Here is a 20,674-nt window from a genome sequence, read left to right on the forward strand (position 1 = left end):
TGCTCGGACCCCTCACGAAGGTCAGAGTGCGTGGTGACTCGTCAGCTCGTGATGTCGACCGTCCTCGTCGATTGGATCGACGTGGACCATCGCTCGATCGAGGTTCGGGAGCGAATGGTGCAACGCGTGCCGCACGCGCTGTGCAACGTCGTGGCCATCGACGACCGTAAGGTCCGGATGGACGCTGACCGTGAGCGCGGCGTCCAGGCGATGACCGGTCCAGCGAATGCGGATGTCGCTGACATCGACGACGCCGTCGACCTCGCTCGCACTGGCCTCCGCAGTGGTGACCAGGCTCGGTTCGACGCCATCCATGAGTCGCTGGAACACCGACTTCCCTGCGCCGAACAGCACCACGAGGATGGCAGCGGTGATGATCAATCCGACGATGGGGTCAGCACGCTCGAATCCCATGGCGGCGCCGATGCCGCTGGCAACGACGCCCAGTGAGGTGAACCCATCCGTCCGGGCGTGGTAGCCATCGGCGACCAACGCGGAGGAACCGATGCGTCGTCCGACGGTGATGCGGTACACCGCGACGATCTCGTTGCCGATGAACCCGATGACGCCAGCGGCAATCACCCACGGGATGTGGTCCAGCGATTCTGGGTTCAGCAGACGACGGATGGACTCCCACCCGGCGACGATCGCGGACAGGGCGATCATCGCCACAACGAAGAGTCCGGCGAGGTCCTCTGCTCGTCGGTAGCCGTAGGTGTAGCGGCTGGTGGCCGCACGACGGACGAACAGGAAGGCGATCCACAGGGGGATCGAGGTCAGGGCATCGGAGAAGTTGTGGATGGTGTCGGCGAGCAGCGCCACTGACCCACTGAGCACCACGATAAAGACCTGCAGCACGGCGGTGATCATGAGCCCCACCAAGGAGATCTTGACCGCCCTGATGCCTTGGTCGGTGGACTCCATCACCGAGTCGATCGAGTCGATGTGGTCGTGGGAATGCGGAACGAAGATCGACTTCAGCCGCGAGAGGAAGCCGCCGCCATGGTGGTCGTGGCCATGGTCGTCGTGGGCGTGGCCACCGTGGTCGTGATCTCCGTGGTCGTGACCCCCGTGTCCGTTGTGGCCGTGGGACGCGATGTGGCTGTCGGTGGTGTCGTGATGGGATTGCATCTCGGGTCTCCTCGGTGGGCCGTGCCGCCAGGGCGGCACGGCCCGGGCGGGGTCAGCGGCGGATCGCCACGTACCAGGTCAACATTTCTTCGTCCGTGCTGGACCAGATGCTGTGTTCCATGCCGGGCGGGTTGACGAAGGTGTCGCCGGCCTGGACCTCGACCTCGCCCTCCGGAGTTGCCACGACGCCCTTGCCACGAATGATGTAGTACAGCTCTGGGTTCTTGTGGGCGTTGCCGAGCGGAAGGGGCGTGTCGCTCGGCTTGTACGAGGCGACTCCGCCGACGGCTCCGTACTCGGCACCGCCAAGGGTCTCGGGGTACAGCAGCCGCCAGATGCGGCGTTCGTCGTTCTCGTCGAGCTCGACGTCGTTGATGTTTCGGACTTCGATCATTGGGATGCTCCTTGTCTGGGTTGCGGGCTAGAGCTCTGTGGGCGAATCGCGTCAGGCGGCGATTCCGGAGGACTTCAGCGTCCGGCGGACGGCGGGCCAGGACGCATCGATCTCGTGGCGCGTTCCGTTGACCGGAAGGGTCTTGTCCTTGAAGCCGCTGGAGGTGCAGATGCACACCACTGGCCCGTCCGGGCGGTGACCGCGGTCGGCGGTAACGGTCAGGCCTGCGAGGGCGGAGGCACCCGACAGCTCCTGCCACAGGCCGAGCCCGGCCAGGCGGGCCTGCGCTGCGTACATCTGCTCGTCGTCGACCAGCACGACCTCGCCGCCGCTCTCGGTGACGGCCAGGACGCCGCGATATCCGCTGGTCGTGGTGGCCATGGAGTAGGCGTCGGTCGGACGACCCTCGACGGTCGTTGCGGGCAACCCCTCGCGGATGGACCTGGCCAGCGGTCCGCGTACGGCGACCTCGCAAGCCATCATCCGCGGTGTCGTGTCGGTCACGCCGACGGCCTCGAGTTCCTTGAAGCCCTTCCAGACGCCGTACAACAGCTCGGCGTAGCCGGTCGGGACGTACACCTCGGCGGGGACTCGGCCACCGAGCTGCTCGACAACCTCGAACGCGATGGTCTTGTACCCCTCCGGCCCGAAGGGGTGCCCCGTGTGGGTCGGGGTCATGTTGCTGACAGGGTGGAATCCAAGCCGGTCGACGAGGTCGTTGAGCAGCTGCCAACGGGCGTCGCGGTGAACGCACAGGGTCGTGGCCCCGTAGGCCTCGACGAAGGCCGCCACCGCGGGCGGGCTGCCGGAGGACATCACCACCACACACGGCAAGCCGAGCCGCGCCGCCATGGCGGCCGCCGAGGCGCCGTGGTTGCCCGACGACGCGACCACGATCCCGGGTGCGTCGACGAGGGAGCCGGCGCTCACGGTGCAGACGTTCAGCCGGTCCTTGTGGCTCCACGTCGGATTGCGGCTTTCGTCCTTGAGCCACACCTCGATGGTGGCGTCCAGCGCCTGGCCGCCGTCGATCAGGGGCGTCCCACCGACATCGGCGGCCAACGCCTCGGCCACGGGCGGCAGGAGGTCGGTCCATGCCGTCATCGGTGCATGCCCACCCTCTCCGGTTGGAAAGCGACCCCGGACCGAGGACAGGTCGTAGGTGACCTCGAGGGGGTAGCTCACCGTCGCGGTGCTGGTGGTGGGGCACCCCTTGGTCAGGGGCGGCAGCAGCGGGAACTGCAGCTCCGGGGACTTCAGGGATCGTTGTCCCGTGGCGTGGGACTTGGTCATTGGCATCGCGGGTGTCTCCTGTGTGTATCGACGGGAAGGAGGTTGGCGCCCGGAAGTACGGGCTCGTGCAGCGGGTGGAGGCACGCGTGCCGGTGGCTGTCGCCCTCCAGCGACGGGTCGAGGTGCGAGCAGTCGGTCTGCGCGACCGGACAGCGCGAATGGAATGCACAGCCCGACGGTCGATCGACGTTGCTGGGGAGCTCGCCCGGCAGGGTCACTCGCGTCCGGGTACCGGCCGCCGCGAGCGTGGGAGCCGCCGACACGAGCGCGCGGGTGTAGGGGTGGCGTGGACGAACTGGAACCTCGGCGGTCGAGCCGACCTCGACGAGTCGTCCCAGGTACATCACCGCGATGCGATCGGCGACCTGACCGAGCAGGGACATGTCGTGGGAGATCAGCAGGACCCCGAGGCCTTCGTCCTGGGTCAGCCGTCGAAGCAGACCGGCGACTTGGTCAGCAGTCTGGCGGTCCAGCATCGACACCGGCTCGTCGGCAACGACGACATCAGGGTGGAGGACCAGCGCCCGTGCGATGGCCACGCGTTGGCGTTCGCCGCCGCTGAGGCTGTGTGGCCGCCGGTCGATGTAGCGAGCGGACGGACGCAGTTCGACGGACTCGAGCGCCGCGTGGATCTCCGAGTCGACATCGCCGCGGACGCCCTGGCTGCGCAGCACGTCGGTGAGGGTCCGACGGACGGTGAAGCGTGGGTTCAGGGATTCGTAGGGATCCTGGAAGACCATCTGCACGCGACGACGTGCCTCGCGCCATTCCTTCCTCTTCGCCCCATGCGTCAGGAGCTTGGGGCCGACGCGGACCTCCCCTCGTGAGAGTGGGGCCAGGCCCATGATCGCGCTGGCGAGGCTGGACTTTCCGCACCCGCTCTCCCCGGCCAGCCCGAGGATCTCGCCGCGATGGACGGTCAGCGACACGTCCTCCACTGCCGTGACGTCGGGTTCGCGTCGCAACGCCGCCAGGCCGCGACCCGAGGAGTAAGCGACTGACACCCCGGTGACCTCCAGCGCCGGTTCGCCGATCGTGGCTGCCCGCGCTGTCGTCCGTCGGCTCAGCAGCTTCCGGGTGTAGTCGTGCTTCGGGGTGGCAACGACCCGACGGATCGGCCCGGACTCCACGCCCTCCCCGTCCTTCATGACCACCACGTGGTCACAGAGCTCCGCAGCCACGGCCAGGTCGTGGGTGACGAGGAGGATCGCCAGTCCGAGCTCGTGTCGGAGGTCCTCCAGCACCGCCATCACGCGGTCCTGGACCACGACGTCGAGGCCGGTGGTCGGTTCGTCGGCGATCAACAGCTTCGGCTGGAGGACGGTCGCCATCGCGATCATCGCCCGTTGTCGCATGCCGCCGCTGAACTGGTGGGGGAACCAGCGGGCTTGGTGCTGGCCAATACCGACACGATCGAGCGCTGCGGTGGCCATGTCGTGGGCGTCACGGGAGGACGCCGTCGAGTGGCTGCGAACGACGTCGACGATCTGTCCGATGACGGGGCGGACAGGGTCGAGCCCGTTCATCGCCGCTTGCGGGACCAAGGCGATCTGCGCGGCTCGCAGCGTCCGCAGCTCCGACTCGGTTCGTCCGAGCAGGCTGCGACCGTCGAAGCGGAGGTCTCCGCTGGTGACGGTCGCCGTGTGACCGAGCAGGCCGAGGATGGACTTGACGGTGGTGCTCTTGCCCGAGCCGGATTCACCGACCAGCGCGACCGCTCCCCCGGCTGGAACGGTCAGGTCGAGCCCCGACAGGGCGTCGACCGTTCCCGCCGGCGTGGTGTAGGCAACGGAGAGGTCAGCGACCTCCAGGAGTGCCTCAGCGACCATCACGCCCCCACCTCACGCAGCTGGCGCGTCTCGATGGCTCGTCCGCAGAGACTCACGGCGAAGACGGTGAGCATGATGGCGAGCCCGGGGAAGAAGGTCCACCACCAGCTGGTGTTCAGCCGTCCCGAGGTGAACGCGTCGAACATGACGGTTCCCCAAGACAGGCTGTCCGCAGGCGCCAGGCCCAGGAAGCTGAGGGTGGCCTCGGCAACGATGGCCTCCGCCACGAGGAGTACCGCGTAGAGCAGCGCCATCGAGACGACGTTGGGCAGCAGGTGCAGGTAGACGATCCGAAGCGGGGCCGCACCGACAGCCCGTGCCGAACGGATGAACGGCCGCTCCCGCAACGACAGGACCTGAGCCCTGACGATGCGGGCGGTAGTCCGCCAGAAGAGCGTTGCTATTGCCACGACCAGCACCACATCGGAACGGCCGAAGATGCCGACCAATACGATGGCGAACGGGAGGAAGGGGATGGCGTAGGCGACGTCGGTCAAGCGCATGAGCAGGTTGTCTACGGGCCCACGGAAGTAGCCTGCGAGCAGCCCCACGTTGATGCCGATGGCGACGGTTGCGAGTGCGGCGCAGACGCCGATGGTCAGGCTGCGGCGCGCGCCCCAGATGACTTGGCTGAACACGTCACGACCGAGGTTGGTGGTGCCGAAGGGGTGGTCCCAGCTCGGTGGCGCGAGTCGGTTGAGGGCCCCGGTGGCGTCCGCGGTCCGCTCCAGCGGGCCGTACGGAGCCAAAATCGGCGCGGCGATCGCGGCCACTACGACGACGCCGAGGATGACGAGGGGCACCGTGACGTCACGACGCCGCCGCCGTGCCGCTTTCCCCGCAGCACGCGATTCCGTCCGGCCTCCAGGGGTGGTGCATTCGCTCATCGCAGCCCCACCCGCGGGTCGAGATAGGCATAGCCGATGTCGGTCAGGGCATTGCCGACGACCACGATGACCGCGGTCAGCAGGAAGATGCCCTGCAGCATCGGGTAGTCGAATGCGTAGACGGCGTTCACGACGGCTCGGCCCATACCGGGCCACGAGAAGATCGTCTCGATGACCACCGCTCCGCCGACGATGTTGTCCACGGCCGCCGGAGCGAGGGTCACCACGGGCAGCATGGCGTTGCGAACCCCCCGACGGAGGCGTAGCCAACGGCGCAGCCCCATGGCCTGGAACACGCCCATGTAGTCCTCGTGGAGGACCCCGATCATCGCACTGCGCATCGTCAGCATTGGTTCGACGCTGAAGTGCAGGGTGAGCAACAGCAGGGGCAGGGCGAGGTGGTGCAGGAAGTCGGCGGTCGCGAAGACCGCGAGACCGGTCTGGCCGATGTCGGTGCCGGGAGTGCGCATGCCGACGGTCGGCACCCACCCGAGCTGGTAGCCGAGCAACGCCACCGCGAGGCTGCCGATCCAGAACGCCGGGGCCGACTTGATGCCGAAGGCCACGTTGCGGACCACCCCGTCGAGGCGGTACCGGTGCCGCAACCCGGCAAGCGCCCCGACGGCCACACCCAGCAGGCCGGCCAGGAGGATCGCCGGCCCCACCAGGATCAGGGTGTTGGTGAGCCGTTCGGCGAGGACTTCCTCCACCGGCTGCTTGTACTGGAAGGACACCCCGAGGTTCCCGCGCAGCAGCTGTCCGACGTAGCTGGTCAGCTGGGTCCAGACCGACTCGTCCAGGCCATACCGATCGCGCAGCACCGCTGCGACCGAGGGGTCGATGTCCGGACCGATGACCGCGCTGGCAGCATCACCCGGAACCGCCCTGAACAGCAGGAAGGTCAGCGGAACGATGACCATGATGGTCACGGCCATGCGCCCGAGTCGACCGACCACGAACCGAGTGATCTCACGGCCGTGGTTGTCGGGGCCGTGCGCCTCCGCGGCCGTCGGCGGTGGGTCCTCGAGGAGCTCAGCCGTCGTTGTGGAGGACACGCCCATCCACCCCCTCCGGCGGGTAGTAGAGGGTGCCGTCCTCGTCTCGCACGTAGCCCGCCGCGTCGAGTTCGGCCATCGCAGCCGCCGGATCGGTTTCGTAGGCGTCCAACGCCTCGTTGTGCCACTGACTCAGCACGGGCGGGATGAAGGATCCAGCGGGTGCGCCGTACCCGGCAACGATGACGTCGATGATGTCCTGGGTAGGAACCAGCAACGACAGGGCCGTGCGGAAGTGCAGGTCGTCGAAGGGGGCGTGACGCATGTTGAAGTGCAGTCCGCGCCACCCGTGGCTCTCGGTCTGGACGACCTCGACGCCTTCCTGGTCCAGCAGCGTCTCGAAGTTCACGGCGTTCTGGACATCGTCCAGCAGGTCGATCTCGCCCGTGCCGAGTGCGCCGATGCCGGCGTCGAAGCTGCCGAGGACGACCAGCTGCAAGGCGCTCACCACGGGCGAGCTGAAGTGGTCGGTGTTGGCCGAGAAAGTGACGGAGGACCCGATGGATCGGGCGTCGAGACTGAAGGGCCCGGAGCCCACCGCCGCCTCGTTGACGAAGTCCGTCGGGTTGTCGATGGACGACCAGATGTGTTCGGGCAGGACCGGCACGGTGGCCAGTGCCACGGCCGGGAATGCCGCGGACGGTTCGTGGAGGACGATCTCGACCGTGTGTTCGTCCAGTGCCGTGGCCGACTCCATGGCGGTCAACCGCGAGCTGTAGGCGGGTGACTGGGTGTCCACCACGTACTGCAGCGAGAAGGCCACGTCATCGGCGGTGACGGGTTCGCCGTCGTGGAAGGTCATTCCCTCGCGGATCCGGACCGTCAGGACCCTTCCGTCAGTCGTGACCTCTTCTGCAGCCCAGGGCATCAGCTCGCCGTCACGTCCGATTCGCATCAGCGGGTCGTAGATGAGGGAGAGGGGCAGCTGTGCCTCGAGGGTGTCCAGCAGCGTGGGGTTGAGCGTTGGCGGCTCGAAGGTCGTGCCGACGATGAGGGTGTCGCGGTCGGTCAGCGGCTCGGCCTCAACGGCGTTCCACACGTTGAACAGGGGGTTGCCGACGGCGGGTTCGATGCCGCTCCAGGAGTCGGACCGGTACGCGGCGCCGACCACGGGATAGAAGATCGGTCTGATCGGTACCTGTTCGTAGACCAGCGCCTGGGCGGCCTGCACTGCCTCCCGGCGGGCCGCGGTGTCGTCGGTCGCTGCCTGCGCTTCGTAGAGGAGGTCGTATTCGTCGTTTCGGAAGCCCGAGACGTTGGCCCCGTCGTCACCAGCAGCCGAAGAGACCAGCCGGGCCATCAGGCTGAGTCCCGTGGGGTGGTGGAAGTAGAAGGTCACCGTTCGTGAAGTTGTTGGCAGGCTATGCCGCGGTGGTGGTGGCTGTCACCTCGATGGTGGTGTCGGCGGCGATGGTCTTCATGGATTCCTCGGAGAAGTAGCTGCGTTCGGCGACTTGCCATTCGTCGTGCTGCTCGAGCAGGACGGCGCCGATGAGGCGGATGATGGAGTTGTCGTCGGGGAAGATGCCCACCACGTTGGACCGGCGCTTGATCTCTTTGTTGACCCGTTCCAGCGGGTTGGTTGACCACACCCTGCGCCAGTGGGTCCTGGGGAACGCCGCGAACGCGGTGAGATCGGGTTCGGCGTCAAGCAGCATCTGGGCCGCGGCGGGGAACCGGTCGGTGAGCATGTCGGCGACGGCGCGGAGCTGGGCGGTGACGGCGGCCTGGTCGGGCTGGGCGTAGATGGTGCGGATCATGGCGGTGACCATCTCGCCGTGGGCCTTGCCGACCCGGGCCAGGACGTTGCGGTTGAAGTGGACCCGACAACGCTGCCACGCCGCGCCCTGCAGGTGTCGGCGGATGGCGGCCTTCAACCCTTCGTGGGCGTCGGAGATGACCAGCTGCACACCACCGAGTCCGCGGGTCTTCAAGCTCTTGAGGAAGGCGCCCCAGAACGCTTCGTCCTCGCTGTCGCCCACGTCCAGCCCGAGGACTTCGCGGGTGCCGTCAGCGGCGACGCCGAACGCCACGACGATGGCGCGCGACACCACGTGGCGGCCGACGCGGCCCTTGACGTAGGTGGCGTCGCAGAACACGTAGGGGAAGTCGGTGTGGGCCAGGGTGCGGGCTCGGAACGCCTCGACGTGCCCGTCGATCTCCTTGCAGATCCGCGACACCGTCGATTTCGACACGCCCGAGTCCACGCCGAGTGCCTTGACGAGGTCGTCGACCTTGCGGGTGGAGGTGCCCTTGACGTAGGCGGTCATGATCACCGCCCACAGGGCCTGATCGACCCGGCGGCGCGGCTCCAGCAGCGACGGGTAGAAGTTGCCGGCCCGAACCTTGGGGATCGCAAGCTCCACATCACCAGCCGGTGTCGACAGGGTCCGGGGTGGCCGGTGGCCGTTGCGCTGCCCCGTCCGGTCATCGGTGCGCTCGTGCAACGCCGCCCCGATTGAGGCGGTCAGCTCTTCCTCGATCAGTGTCTGCAACGCGTTCTGGAGCAGATCGCGAAACAGGCTGCGGTGCTCCTCGGTCAGCAGGTTCGTCGCAGCGTCGGTCAGCAGGTCATTATCAATGTCGGCCATCGTGTGGCCCCTTTCGAGAGATCCGTGGAAAGACCTCACGAACAGTCACACGGTGGCCAACACCGTCTGGGGAACCAACTCCGACTTACACCTGTTGCCGGGACTCAAACGGCCATCATGTTTTCGGGGTCCAGGCGGTCGGTCGTCGGGCCGTAGGAGACGAAGTAGACGTCGTAGTCCTTGCCGGTGAAGGTTCGCTCGGCAAGCACCGCGGCGTCGACCGGCAACAACTCGGCCTCGATGCCTGCGGTGTTCCACGCCTCCACGATGAGGCGTGAGGACTCGAAGCGGTCGGGGTCGTCCGCGGCGGTTTTGGTGATCAGCACGACCGGTGGGACCGGGACGAGCCCGTCGGTGTCGTCGACGGTCGCTGGTCCGTCCGTCGCGAGCGAAGCGGCAGATCCGTCGCCGTCGCCCGACTGTGAGCTGGAGCATGCCGCAAGAAGGCTCAGCACGACCACCAGGACCAGCAGGTGCGGCATGGCCTTGGGCATTCGAGCACGGTGCGGGCGTGCACGGGAGGGTGCAGGGCGCGGTTGGTTCGTCATCGTTCGTCCTCCTCGAGGTGCGAAAATGGGACAGGTCGGCTCTGCCACTCCGACGGAGTGGTGTATTCGGGCCCTCGGCAGGGCTGCGCGGACAGTCAGTCGGGAGCGGTTGGCGACCCGATGTGGCCGGTGTGGAAGACCGCTTCCTTGACCAACGAACCGAGGTGGCCGTCGGCAAGGGAGTAGAAGACCGACGTGCCTTCACGCCGATGTGTGACGAGTTGCCCCAGCCTGAGCTTGCTGAGGTGACGCGACACCGTGGACGGCGGTGACTGCACCGTCTCGGCAAGGTCGCTCACCGAGCGCTCGCCCTCCAGGAGCGCCCACAGGATGCGGAAGCGGACACCGTCCGCCACCAGCTTCAACGTCTCGACCGCTTGGTCGATTCGTCGTGCCTCAGGGAGGACGTTCGTCGGGGTCACCGACGCCTGCGATTCTTTCCGTGTCTTCACATAAGCGAAGATACAGAGGTATGGGGGGGAGTCAAGACCCTTTTCGTGACGGTCTCGTTACGCCTTGCTCGGCAGCTCGCCGGTCAGGACCTCGCGCATGTCGTCGGGGATGGGTGCGGCCCGGCGGTCGTCGCCCAGGTGGACCATGACGTTGATGGCCGTGGTCTTGCACGCGCCCTCGTGGAACACGCCGGTGGCGATGCGGAACGACGACGTGCCGACGCCGACGATGCGGGCCCCGATGTCGACGTGGCTGGGCCAGTAGAGGTCCTCGCGGAAGTCGACCTCCAGGCGGACGAACATGATGCGGCCGAACGGCACCTCCACCCGACCCGACAGCTCCATGGCGTAGGCGATCCGGCCGGTCTCGATCAGGGCCGTGTGACCGACGTTGTTGACGTGGCCCACCATGTCGGTGTCGGAGAAGCGGACCCGTTCGGTGGTGAACCAGTCGTAGAAGGCCGGGTCGGTCAGGTCGTGGTCGGTCGCGTCGTTCGCAGGCATGGCAGGCATCCTCGCTGATCGTCTGCGTTGACGACGAGTCGTGTGCGCAACGTCCCACACTTGGCCGTTTCGTGGTCGTAGCGTTTCGTTCGTGCATCGAGACTTCCCCCTCGTCGGTGCCGTTGTTCTGCTGATCGTCCTGCCGCTCGTTCTGCTGAACGTGTCGCATGCGTCAGCTGCACCGGACCGCAATGCTGTCCTGGATCTGGCGTTTCCTGTCGCCGGGTCATCCACCTACGACGACACCTACACCGCCAATCGTGACGGCGGTGATCGGCGTCATCAGGCAACCGACATCTTCGGCGTGAAGGGCCAAGCGGTCCACGCCGTGGTGTCGGGCGAGATCTGCTTCGCGCCGGGTATCGACGAACCCATGCCCGGCTACGGCTACATGCTGCGGATCTGCCGAGATGGGGTCACGTACTCCTACATCCATCTCAACAACGACACGCCCGGGACCGACGACGGCCAGGGCGGCCACGAACGGGCGTATGCCCCGGGGATCCGGGTCGGCGTCCAGGTGACCCGCGGTCAGCTGATCGGCTGGCTGGGTGACTCGGGCAACGCCGAGGACACGCCGCCGCACCTGCACTTCTCCATCTTCGACACCGCGTTCGAGGATCCCGAGCTGGAGCGGGCGCCGTGGCGTCAGCACTACCGCAACCCCTATCCGAGCCTCGTGGCTGCAGAAGCGCGCGGTGAGGTCCCGGGGGCCACGTCAGGGGCGATCCGCCTGGGCCATCGTGGTGAGGCGGTCCAGGCGTGGCAGGAGGCGCTTAACCGTGCGCTCGATGCAGGCCTCGGGACCGACGGGGTCTTTGGCCCGGCCACCGATGCGGCCACCCGGGCGTTCCAGGAGGCACGAGGGTTGGAGGTCGACGGCATCGTCGGCCCGGCGACGCTGGCGGCCATCGAGACCGTGACGGGCACGCCGGTGGCGGCGGCTGGTGATGATCCGCAGCAGGTGTCGGACGGGACGTTCCCCGGCCGGTTGTTGCGCCTGACCGACCCGATGCTCCGCGGCGAGGACGTCCGCGAGTGGCAGGCCCGCATGCGCGAGCGTGGCTGGCGCGGTGCGGACGGCGCACCGCTGGAGGTCGACGGCTGGTTCGGGCCCGACTCCGATCGTGCCGCCCGGCTGTTCCAGGAGGAGAAGGGCCTGACCGTCGACGGCGTTATCGGCCCGTCCACCTGGGCTGCGACGTTCGACTGAACTCGCGTTGCCGCCCGTCCATCCGAAGCGGGCGGCAACCGGTCAGGCGGTGACGTCGACCGTCTCGCTGATGTCGGACAGGACCAGGTCCGGTCGCCCCTCCGTTGGGGTCTCGAACTCGGGCACCAGCCGGCGCAGATAGCGCAGCACCAGCGCTTGGTCGAAGGGGACGCCCTCGAGCTGGGCCGCGAGGTCGGCAGCCGGGATCTCCCCGGCGGTCTGCCACCGGTAGATCTTGGGGTGCTCAGTCGACAGCGCCCGTTCGGAGGACAGCCCGAGCTCCTCGTAGAGCTTCTCCCCCGGACGCAGCCCGACGTACTCGATGTCGATGTCCTGCCCCAGTCGGAGGCCCGACAACCGGATCAGGTCCTCGGCGAGCTGGGTGATCTTGATCTGCTCACCCATGTCGAGGACGAAGATGTCCCCGCTGGTGCCCATGACCGCCGTCTGCAGCACGAGCTGGACGGCCTCGGGGATGGTCATGAAGTAGCGACGGACCTCGGGGTGGGTCACCGTGATCGGGCCGCCCATGTCGATCTGGCGCCGGAACAGCGGCACGACGCTGCCGGAGGACCCGAGCACGTTGCCGAACCGCACGGCGGAGTAGGGACGGCCGATCTCGGCGGCCTTTGCCACCACGTAGCGTTCGGCGGCCCGCTTGGTGGCGCCCATGACCGAGGTCGGGTTGACCGCCTTGTCGGTGGAGATCAGGACGAAGCGGTCCACGCCACCGTCGGCGCACGCGTCGACGAGCGTCCGGGTCCCGACGACGTTGTTCTTGAACGCCTCGACCGGGTTGGCCTCCATCATCGGGACGTGCTTGTGGGCGGCCGCGTGCACCACGAGGTCCGGCCGGTGGGTGGTGATGACTTCCCGGATTCGCTGCCGGTCGACGACATCGGCGATGGCGCAGACCAGCTCCGTCGTCCCCGCCTCGGGCACCAGCTCCATCTCGATCTGGTACAGCGCGTTCTCGGCCTGCTCGACCATGACCAGCGTCGAGGGCCGACGGGCGAGGAGCTGTCGGCAGAGCTCCGAGCCGATGCTGCCGCCCGCACCGGTGACCATGACCACCCGACCGGCCACGAGCCGGTCGAGGCCTGCGAGGTCGGTCGCGACGGGGTCGCGGTGCAGCAGGTCCTCGAGCTCGATGGCGCGTGGACGCAGCTCCATGCTGCCGGCCACGACCTGGGCGAGACCGGCGACCTTCCTGACCTCGATGCCGGCGGTTGCGGCCATCTCACCCAGCTGCCTCACGAGGTCGGCCGGTGGGGTCTGGATGCAGATCAGCAGCTGCTCGGGTTCGTGGGTGGCGATGAGCTCGGGCAGGTCGTCGACGCCTCCGAGCACGTCGAGGTTGTGGATCCGCTGCCCCTGCTTGTTTGGGTCGTCGTCGACGAACCCGACGGGGTCCAGGCCCAGGTCGGGCCGAAGGCGCAGCTGTCGCGCAACAGCCACACCGGCTTCACCGGCGCCGACGAGGATCGTCCGGGTGGCCGGCTCGCCGGTGGCCTTGCGGATCTCTGCGGACTCCGACAGTGACCTCCGGACGGCACGGGCCCCGCCGACGGCCACGAGGGACGTGAAGAAGTTGATCGCGGTGACGCCCAAGGGGATGGACGTCAGCTGACCGAGGATGCCTGGCAGGTCGAGCGAGGGACCCAGGAGCCGCAGGACCGCCAGGGTGGCCGACCCGATGTAGAGGGCCCGTACGAGCAATCCGAGGTCGTTGATGGTGACGTACCGCCAGCTGCCCTCGACGACGCGCAGGCGGACCATGAGCAGGTACTCGAGTCCGACGACGAACACCAGGACCTGCGCGAGCTGGGTGAAGGAGCGGTCGGGGATGTCCCAGTCGAACCTGATCCAGTACGCCACGACCAGCGCGGCCGCCAGCAGACCCAAGTCCACCGCTCGCCGTACCGCCCGCCGTGCCACCGTTGCTGTTGAGTTCATCGTCACGCCCACCCCTCCGATTCCTGTCCTGCTGCATCCCGCCGTCCGACTTCCCCCGTCGGACGCAACGAGCGCGGTGCGGCTGCTGCCACACCGCGCTCGTTGGAGTTTCTGTCCTTGCTGTGCTGGCCCGACTCCTAGATGGAGTCGGCGACCTCGGCTTCGACGTCCTCGCTGACCGCCGCGACGCCACCGAAGATCACGGCAGAGTCGATGGTGTCGGCGTTGGCGTCGATGTAGTCGTTGACCTCAGCCGCAAGGGTGTCGGTCGGGGTCAGCAGGAGCGGGCCGTAGCCGCGGTCCGGGTTGCCCACCAGGGCACCACCGGTCAGGCCGTCCGCGAAGACGTCGTCACGGCTGATACCGACGGAGGTCGGCGACGGGAAGTACGCCTCTGCGACCAGGGCACTGGTCGCCGCAGCGGAGTCGCCGGCGATGGAAGGTGCGTCCGGCGCAGCGCCGGAAGCGGCAGTGCCGATCGCGGTGACGTCGTCACCGGTGATGGTGTCGAGGTACGCCTGCGTCTCGGTGGGGATCGTGTCCCCGTCGGTCAGCAGGAGGGCCGCGGGGTCGCCGCCGTCGCTGGTACCGGCAGCAGTACCGCCGACCAGTGCATCCTGGAAGTCGCCACCGTCGGCTAGGAGGACCTCGTCGGGGGTGGTCAGACCGTCGGTGGCGATGCTGACCGCGGTTGCGAAGCGGTTCGGACCGCCGTAGCGGACGGTGTCGTAGCCGAGGGCGGCGACGGCCAGGTCCACATCAGCGGACAGGGCCTCCTCACCACCGAGCAGCACGACGGTGCCACCGTCGCCGAGCACACGCTGGATCTCGGCACTGGTCAGCTCCGACAGGGCGTCGGTCTCGGTCAGCAGGATCGGGGCGTCCAGCGAGATCGCCAGCGGGGTGCCGGCGAGGGCGTCCGGGAACAGGTCGGCCCGGGCAAGGACCACGGTCTCGGTCGAGTCGTCGTCCCAGCCCTGCTGGGAGATCGCGATGGCCGTGGCGATGCGCTCGCCACCGGCCAAGCGGGTCACGCCGTCGGGCAGGGCACCCGCGCCGACCGGGTCGGACATCTCGGTGTCACCCTCGAAGACGGTGTCGAACGCGGCGACGCCGTCGGCGTCGGTGACGCGCTGGTCGTAGATGACACCCGGGTTGACTGCGATGGAGTCGGGGCTGTCCACACAGGCGGCCGGGAACGTGAGCGTGGTGGTGCCGTCGTTGTAAGTCCAGCTGGCGTCACAGGCCTCGGAGGCCGGGGTGGTGCTGCGGTCCTCGACGGACGCGGTCAGGGCGCCACCCGCCGAGTCAGCGGAAAGCTGGGCGAAGAACTCACCAGCGCCGTCCTCGTCGGTGTCGACGAAGATGCCCAGCAGGCTATTCTGCCAGTTGGGGTCCGTGGCCGGGTCGGTGGCCTCGTCCACAGTGACGCTCATCGTCACGGTGGTCGCGCCGTAGTTGACGCAGTAGTTCGTGATGTCGGCGCGACCTTCGTCGATGGCGGTCGCGTTGTTGTCGAGGTCGACCACGTCACCGGTGCCGTCGACGCCACACGCCTGTGCAGCGAAGGACGACTGGGTGGCAGCAGGACCGAATCCCACGCCGGCGCCGGCGGCAAGCAACCGGTCAGCAGCGGAGGTCGATGCCCCGGCGACCGCTGCCGGCAGCAAGGCCGTCAGCAGGGCACCGAGGACGATGAGTGCAGAAGTGCGCGTCTTCATGGTGTTGGTCTCCCGTTGCTCGTTGCGACCGCGGGTCACCGGCGGATCCGCCGGATGAGGGGCTGCCAGTTGAGCCCGACCAGCAGGATGGACGCGATCAGCAGCGCCGCGATTGCGTATGCGGTGTTGCTGGACGTCGCGCTGTCCGCCGTGTTGGGAGTGAAGGCCGCCGTGGGCGTCACGTTGTAGGTGTAGGTCTGGTTCTTGGCCTGGCCGGTCAGGTCCTGACCGGACACGGTGACCTCGTAGGTGTCGGTGTCGACGTTGGCCGGGACCTGCAGCGCGACGCTGAAGGTGCCGTCCTCGGCGACGTCGGCCACGATGGTGGACTCTCTCGACGCCGCGAAGGCATTGCCGCCGCCGTTCACGGGGTCCTGCTCGATGACGTCGTCCGCGCCGGGCTCGCCGGGGCAGTCGTCGTCGTCGAACTCGCGGTCGATCGTGACCGTCGAGCTTCCCCAGTTGTCGCCGGTGACGATGATCGTCCCGCATGGCGTGGTCTGGCGGATCTGCCCCTCAGTGGGTTCCGGAGTTCCCTGCGGTGGCGGGCACGAGACATATCGGCCCGGCACGCACGGCGCCTGCGCCGACGCGGGTGCCAACACGCCGAAGGACGCCAGCATCAGCGCCATGACGAGTAGGACTCTGTACAGCATGTTCTCCCCTAGCCTCTTGGGATTTTGCGAAAGCACAACGAGGCGAACCCGATTTCCCAAGCCCACCCGTGAGCGAACCGGAGCATAGCGAACCCCTCGGGGGCAAGTACACAGCAAATTCGATCCGTTAGCGAATCTGCTGGTGCAATTTTGGGACTTGACTTCCATGATTCACGGAAGGTCAGCCGTTGCGCACCAAACGTAGGTCGAAGGGCGTCGTCCGGGTCAGCACACCGTCGATGGTCGTTGACCCCGTGTGCGCTCCATCCTCGTTGACCAGTTCCCATCCGAGGGGAGCGTGCACGGTCAGCCGGTACTCGGTGGGGTTGATGGTCGGCTGGTACCAGAGCGTCGGAGACACGCTGCCGGTTTCGCCGCTGGCGTCCCACATGTCGAACAACTCGAAATCGTGGACCACGGTGACCTGATCCCCAGCCGGGGCGCGCTCGACCGTGTTGGCAATCCGGTGCCCGAGTTCGTTGTCGTACCAGCGACCGAGCTCGAGCGCGTCGGGGGACCTGACCCCGGTGAAGTTGCAGGGACCGCAGTACAGGGAAATCAACGAGACCGCGTCGCCGGTCCGGAATCGGTTGTCCCCGGACACGTTCGGCCCGATGAAGTACGACGGAACTCCGCTGGTCGGGGCATCGTTGACGATCGTGACCGCCATCGTCCCGGTACCGGACCCGTCGGGGTTGAGGAACAGTTCCAGATCCAACTCCTGGTGCGTGAAGTAGTCGACATGCGACTGGGAGGTGTTGAACGCGATGGCGGCGAAGTTGCCGGGCTCCGCTGGAAGCAGTTCACCCGTCACACCGAGCCGGCTGAGGGATTCCTGCACGTCGGGGTTGGTGTGATGGACCACCAGGTGCCCATCCCCTACTACCTCCGCAAGCGCACCGAACCGGGTGCGGGGGTCGGCGTCGCTGGTAAGAAACGCTTCGAGAACGGTCTCCGCTGCGATGCCGATCGCCGCCTTGCGGTCGCCCTGGCTGTCGAACTGCTCGGGAGCGTTTCGAATAACCTGGTCGATGACGGTGTCGGCCCGGAGGGTGCCGAGCTCGGTGTCAACGGGCCCGGTGACTCGCAAGAACGTTTGGATCGCGAATGGGTCGAGAACGATCACACCGTCGATGTCCTGCCCGATGGCCTCAGGGGCGAAGGACTCGATGACCGTGGCGACCGAAGGGAAGTCCGGGGAGCTGTTGACGTTGGACCAGCTACCGCGTCCGAGATAGGCCGTGCCGTAGCGGTCGAGGAACTCCTCGGATGGGGCCGTGTCCCCATCCAGCAAATCCCCAGGCAAGGTGCTCACGCTGATGAACTGCGAGAGGCTGGCGCGTCCATTGATCGCAGTCAGGAAACCGTATGCACCCATGATTCCGCCGAGCGGTCGCTGCTCAGCGGGGTTCTGGGCACCAACGAAGTACCTCTGGGTCCCGTCTTCTCCGAACAGCACGGGCAGGACTCCGGCCAAGTCAGCCCCGGTTTCGAGCAGGTCGATGATCTGGTCGAGCTCGTCGAGCAGCTGCTCCCCCGCGGCATCGATTCGGTCGATCATGGTGTGCTCGGGCACCTGGACGAAGCTGACGCGGATCTCACGCAACTCGGTCAACGCGTCCCCGAGGGGGCGTTGGACCTCGGTCAGCTGGTCCAGCCACACCGGTGACTCGAGGTCCAAGGAGAGCGCCGCCAGGTCCGATCCGCTGTCGTTGACCGCCACCAGCAGCTGCTCCCCCGCCCGAGCGCTGCGTGCGGCCGTGTCGGCCACGGCCACCGCCTTCCGCGCGGTGGCCCCAACGAAGGGCATGGCCTGCACGGCGCTGAGCGGCTGTCGGGTGAGGGATTCGCGCGCGACCTCGGCTTCCTCAGCGCCGCTCTGCAGCTGGGAGACAGCCCCCTCGATATCACCGGCGCGGGCCGCTTGGCTGGCCTGCTGGATGTGACCCCGTGAGCGGGTGAGTGCCGCTTCGGCGGCACGACCGTCGCGGAAAGCGACGAGACCGACAAACACGAGGCCTGCGACGACGACGCTGACTGCAGCGACCGCCCCGAGCCAACGCCGTCGACGACGGGGAGTTCTGGACATGGCCGCCATGGTGCCATCCTCTGCGTTGCTAGAGTCAGCACCGGGTCGAGGACGTCGGTGCAAGACCTTGCCCAATCCGTTCGGACGAGGAGCGTTTGCGTGATCAAGGTTGTGTGCGATGTCTGCGGGGCCGAGGAGGCGACCGGTGCATTGTCGGCCGACTGGCGGACGGTGTCCTCAACCGTCGAGGCTTGGGCCGAGGCACCCGTCGACCGTCACGACCCAGCCCACCTGTGCTCTGCAACCTGTATTGCACGGTGGGCCGAGAACCATGGGGCTAACCCACGCGCGAGCGAGAAGACCAAGCCAGAACGCGGCATGGCCGACCAGATGAAGCGGGCGATGAAGCGGCAGGTCGATCTTCGGACGCTCGAGGAGTCCGACCCCGCAGGCTGACGTGTATGGCGACTACTTCGTCGTCGCCTTCTCCCGGTGTCGTCCGCCGGGCCGTCTGCGGGGCTTGACTTCCTTCTGCGGCCGTCGGTCGTCAGGGGTCTCTCCATAACCGTACGCGTAGCTGTACCCGTAGCGGTAGGCGTAGTCGCCGTAGCCGGCCCCGTCCAGCTTGGCCTTCGTGTAGATGTATCCAAGCACAGGCGTACCGATCCGGTCGAGCCGCTCGCGCATCTCCTCGAGCAGCTTCATGCTGGTACCACGGGAGACGACCACGACGATTCCGTCGACATTGGTCGCGATCGCGGAGGCATCGGACGCAAGCAGCAGGGGCGGCGAGTCCACGATGATCAGGTCAGCTACCTCTCTGAGTCGCGTGATGGCCTGACGAAACCCGGGGGTTCTGAAGAACGCCGCAGTATCATCGCCAAGCGACTTAGCCGGGATAAACGGCACGTACTGTCCCTCGTCAGCGGTCAGCGGCACTATTATCTCCGACAAGTTGTTCCGAGGGTCGGCCAAGGCCGGGAGACCACCGGTGTCCTTGGCTCCCAGGCGTCGGGTCAGACCACGAACACGAGTGTCGGCGTCTACCAGAACGACATCCCTTCCGTCTTGTGCAGACGCCACTGCGAGGTTAAGACAGGTTACAGTCTTGCCATCTACCGGTGAGGCAGACGTGAGCACAACGGACTGCCCCCCGGTCTCGGCGAGTGCGAACGCCAGGGCGCCAACGAGAAACTGATAGGCTTCGCCGGCTGGGGACTTGGGGGCCTCCACGGTGGGCACAGAACCAGTGAGGCCGATCTCCTCGAAGCTTGGGACAGTTCCAAGAAGCGGCGCCTTGAGCATCCGCGAGGGATCGTTTCGGCCGTCTGCGGTGGCCGTCTCGTCCGCACGCCACCAAGCGAGCGCAGCAGCAGCCAACGCCCCGAGGAAGCACGCCAAAACGGCGTTCCTGACCGGGGTCGGCGCAGAGGGGCTTTCGGGAACGTCGGCACGCTCGAAGAGCTCGACACCAGAGCCGAACAGTGTGGAGTCCACAGCAATCTGGTCCGCTCGACTATCGATCATGATCAGTTGGCTGACGGCTGCGTCGCGTTCCGCCCGAGCGCTGGCATCAGTCGGGGAAGCAGCGAGCCTCGCTTCCGCAGCCGCGATGGCGTCTTCAAGTGCCGCCCGCTGAGTCTGGAGCTCACTCAGCGATGCCTGAGTCGACCGTTCCGCCTCCTCGCGAACCACCGCCTGATACGCCTCCCCGATGGCGTTAGCAATCTGCGCGGCTCCCGACGCCGTCCCGTCGGTAGCGCTGATGCTTAGTTGATCGAGGTCTGACGCAGGCCGAATCCGCGACTGCTCTCGAACCTGATCCGAGTCCAATCGACCGCCAAGCAGCACACTCGCGCGCTCGGCCACGGCGTTCGATTGGGCGAACTCGGCTTGATTCCGGACATACCGAGAGGGGTCCAAAAAGTTTACCCCAGTCTCGCCGAACAACCCGGTGTTCCGAGGGTCCGCGAGAAGCAGGTCGGCTTCAGCCGTGTACCGCAAGGATTGCAGAGCCGACAACCCGAAGCCGAGCAAGCCTGCTGCGACTCCGACAAGCAGTATCCGTCCGATACTTGACCTCAGCACCCCGACAAGGGCTTCTACACTTGTGGCCGGAGCCTGCAACGAGTCCATGGGATTCAGCCTACCGGACCGGTGCGCCTCGAGTAGATGCACCCCGCCCCTCACCTCGGCGGACACTCTTACGACTCGCAAAGAAGAACCACACGCCTTTCGCCGCTGACCCCACGAAGAACCCCCACGCCACCGCGACGTCCGTTCCAACTGCGACCCCTGCCATAGTTGCCAGCAGAACAAGCAAACCGCCTCCACAGGCCGCCGCCAGCAATAGGGAGTGCTCGGATGTGGCCCGAAGGTACGTGCCAAAAACGACGTAACTAGCCCCCGATCCGA

Annotated in this window: 18 protein-coding genes; 2 read left to right on the plus strand and 16 right to left on the minus strand. The window is 67.1% G+C overall.

The annotated features are described in order from the left end of the window. Positions 1 to 21 precede the first annotated feature (21 nt). From DVS28_RS17400 to DVS28_RS17450, 11 genes are all read right to left on the minus strand, one after another. Positions 22 to 1,131 (minus strand): cation diffusion facilitator family transporter, encoded by a 1,110-nt coding sequence (locus DVS28_RS17400; protein ID WP_114592589.1) that lies wholly within the window; start codon positions 1,129 to 1,131, stop codon positions 22 to 24. Between the two features lie 52 nt (positions 1,132 to 1,183). Beyond that, on the minus strand, positions 1,184 to 1,525 hold the full coding sequence (locus DVS28_RS17405; RefSeq protein ID WP_114592590.1) for a cupin domain-containing protein: 342 nt from the start codon (positions 1,523 to 1,525) through the stop codon (positions 1,184 to 1,186). A gap of 51 nt (positions 1,526 to 1,576) precedes the next feature. Then, the gene (locus tag DVS28_RS17410; protein ID WP_216826117.1) at positions 1,577 to 2,824 is read right to left on the minus strand and encodes a threonine synthase; all 1,248 of its coding nucleotides are present in this window, start codon (positions 2,822 to 2,824) and stop codon (positions 1,577 to 1,579) included. Continuing rightward, entirely contained in the window at positions 2,815 to 4,647 is a 1,833-nt protein-coding gene (locus tag DVS28_RS30000) for a dipeptide ABC transporter ATP-binding protein (protein ID WP_114592592.1), read from the minus strand. Before DVS28_RS30000 ends, DVS28_RS17410 begins: the two co-directional genes overlap by 10 nt. After that, on the minus strand, positions 4,647 to 5,450 hold the full coding sequence (locus tag DVS28_RS17420; protein WP_164710683.1) for an ABC transporter permease: 804 nt from the start codon (positions 5,448 to 5,450) through the stop codon (positions 4,647 to 4,649). The genes DVS28_RS30000 and DVS28_RS17420 overlap by 1 nt, the downstream gene beginning before the upstream one ends. Positions 5,451 to 5,530: 80 nt before the next feature. Next, complete coding sequence (locus DVS28_RS17425; RefSeq protein ID WP_164710684.1) at positions 5,531 to 6,589, minus strand: ABC transporter permease; 1,059 nt, start codon at positions 6,587 to 6,589, stop codon at positions 5,531 to 5,533. Next, complete coding sequence (locus DVS28_RS17430) at positions 6,567 to 7,928, minus strand: ABC transporter substrate-binding protein (protein WP_114592595.1); 1,362 nt, start codon at positions 7,926 to 7,928, stop codon at positions 6,567 to 6,569. The genes DVS28_RS17425 and DVS28_RS17430 overlap by 23 nt, the downstream gene beginning before the upstream one ends. A gap of 22 nt (positions 7,929 to 7,950) precedes the next feature. After that, positions 7,951 to 9,180 (minus strand): IS256 family transposase, encoded by a 1,230-nt coding sequence (locus tag DVS28_RS17435; RefSeq protein WP_114589848.1) that lies wholly within the window; start codon positions 9,178 to 9,180, stop codon positions 7,951 to 7,953. 104 nt (positions 9,181 to 9,284) lie between these two features. Continuing rightward, a complete protein-coding gene (locus DVS28_RS17440; RefSeq protein WP_216826118.1) occupies positions 9,285 to 9,728 on the minus strand; it encodes a hypothetical protein in 444 nt (147 codons plus the stop codon). Positions 9,729 to 9,823: 95 nt separating this feature from the next. After that, complete coding sequence (locus DVS28_RS17445) at positions 9,824 to 10,150, minus strand: ArsR/SmtB family transcription factor (RefSeq protein WP_114592597.1); 327 nt, start codon at positions 10,148 to 10,150, stop codon at positions 9,824 to 9,826. A gap of 87 nt (positions 10,151 to 10,237) precedes the next feature. After that, on the minus strand, positions 10,238 to 10,684 hold the full coding sequence (locus DVS28_RS17450; protein WP_164710685.1) for an acyl-CoA thioesterase: 447 nt from the start codon (positions 10,682 to 10,684) through the stop codon (positions 10,238 to 10,240). A 91-nt stretch (positions 10,685 to 10,775) separates the two neighbouring features. Between DVS28_RS17450 and DVS28_RS17455 the strand changes: the two genes are divergently transcribed. Then, a complete protein-coding gene (locus DVS28_RS17455; protein WP_164710686.1) occupies positions 10,776 to 11,897 on the plus strand; it encodes a peptidoglycan-binding protein in 1,122 nt (373 codons plus the stop codon). 42 nt (positions 11,898 to 11,939) lie between these two features. Here DVS28_RS17455 and DVS28_RS17460 read toward each other — a convergent pair whose 3' ends face one another. The 4 genes from DVS28_RS17460 to DVS28_RS17470 form a co-directional block, all read right to left on the minus strand. Beyond that, positions 11,940 to 13,853 (minus strand): polysaccharide biosynthesis protein, encoded by a 1,914-nt coding sequence (locus tag DVS28_RS17460; RefSeq protein WP_114592600.1) that lies wholly within the window; start codon positions 13,851 to 13,853, stop codon positions 11,940 to 11,942. 137 nt (positions 13,854 to 13,990) lie between these two features. Then, the gene (locus DVS28_RS17465) at positions 13,991 to 15,574 is read right to left on the minus strand and encodes a cell wall-binding repeat-containing protein (protein ID WP_216826119.1); all 1,584 of its coding nucleotides are present in this window, start codon (positions 15,572 to 15,574) and stop codon (positions 13,991 to 13,993) included. A 35-nt stretch (positions 15,575 to 15,609) separates the two neighbouring features. Continuing rightward, positions 15,610 to 16,230: a hypothetical protein gene (locus DVS28_RS28525; RefSeq protein WP_164710688.1), complete on the minus strand. Its 621-nt coding sequence runs from the start codon at positions 16,228 to 16,230 to the stop codon at positions 15,610 to 15,612. Between the two features lie 181 nt (positions 16,231 to 16,411). Beyond that, positions 16,412 to 18,328 carry a DUF4012 domain-containing protein gene (locus tag DVS28_RS17470; RefSeq protein WP_114592602.1) on the minus strand — a complete coding sequence of 639 codons (1,917 nt, stop codon included), beginning with the start codon at positions 18,326 to 18,328 and terminating at the stop codon, positions 16,412 to 16,414. Between the two features lie 90 nt (positions 18,329 to 18,418). Between DVS28_RS17470 and DVS28_RS28530 the strand changes: the two genes are divergently transcribed. Beyond that, positions 18,419 to 18,715 (plus strand): hypothetical protein, encoded by a 297-nt coding sequence (locus DVS28_RS28530; protein WP_164710689.1) that lies wholly within the window; start codon positions 18,419 to 18,421, stop codon positions 18,713 to 18,715. Between the two features lie 12 nt (positions 18,716 to 18,727). On the opposite strand, the gene DVS28_RS17475 is transcribed toward DVS28_RS28530, so the two are convergent. After that, positions 18,728 to 20,395 carry a polysaccharide biosynthesis tyrosine autokinase gene (locus DVS28_RS17475; protein ID WP_164710690.1) on the minus strand — a complete coding sequence of 556 codons (1,668 nt, stop codon included), beginning with the start codon at positions 20,393 to 20,395 and terminating at the stop codon, positions 18,728 to 18,730. Positions 20,396 to 20,674 lie beyond the last annotated feature (279 nt).

Origin of the sequence: Euzebya pacifica, from assembly GCF_003344865.1 — a bacterium.
Taxonomy (GTDB): domain Bacteria; phylum Actinomycetota; class Nitriliruptoria; order Euzebyales; family Euzebyaceae; genus Euzebya; species Euzebya pacifica.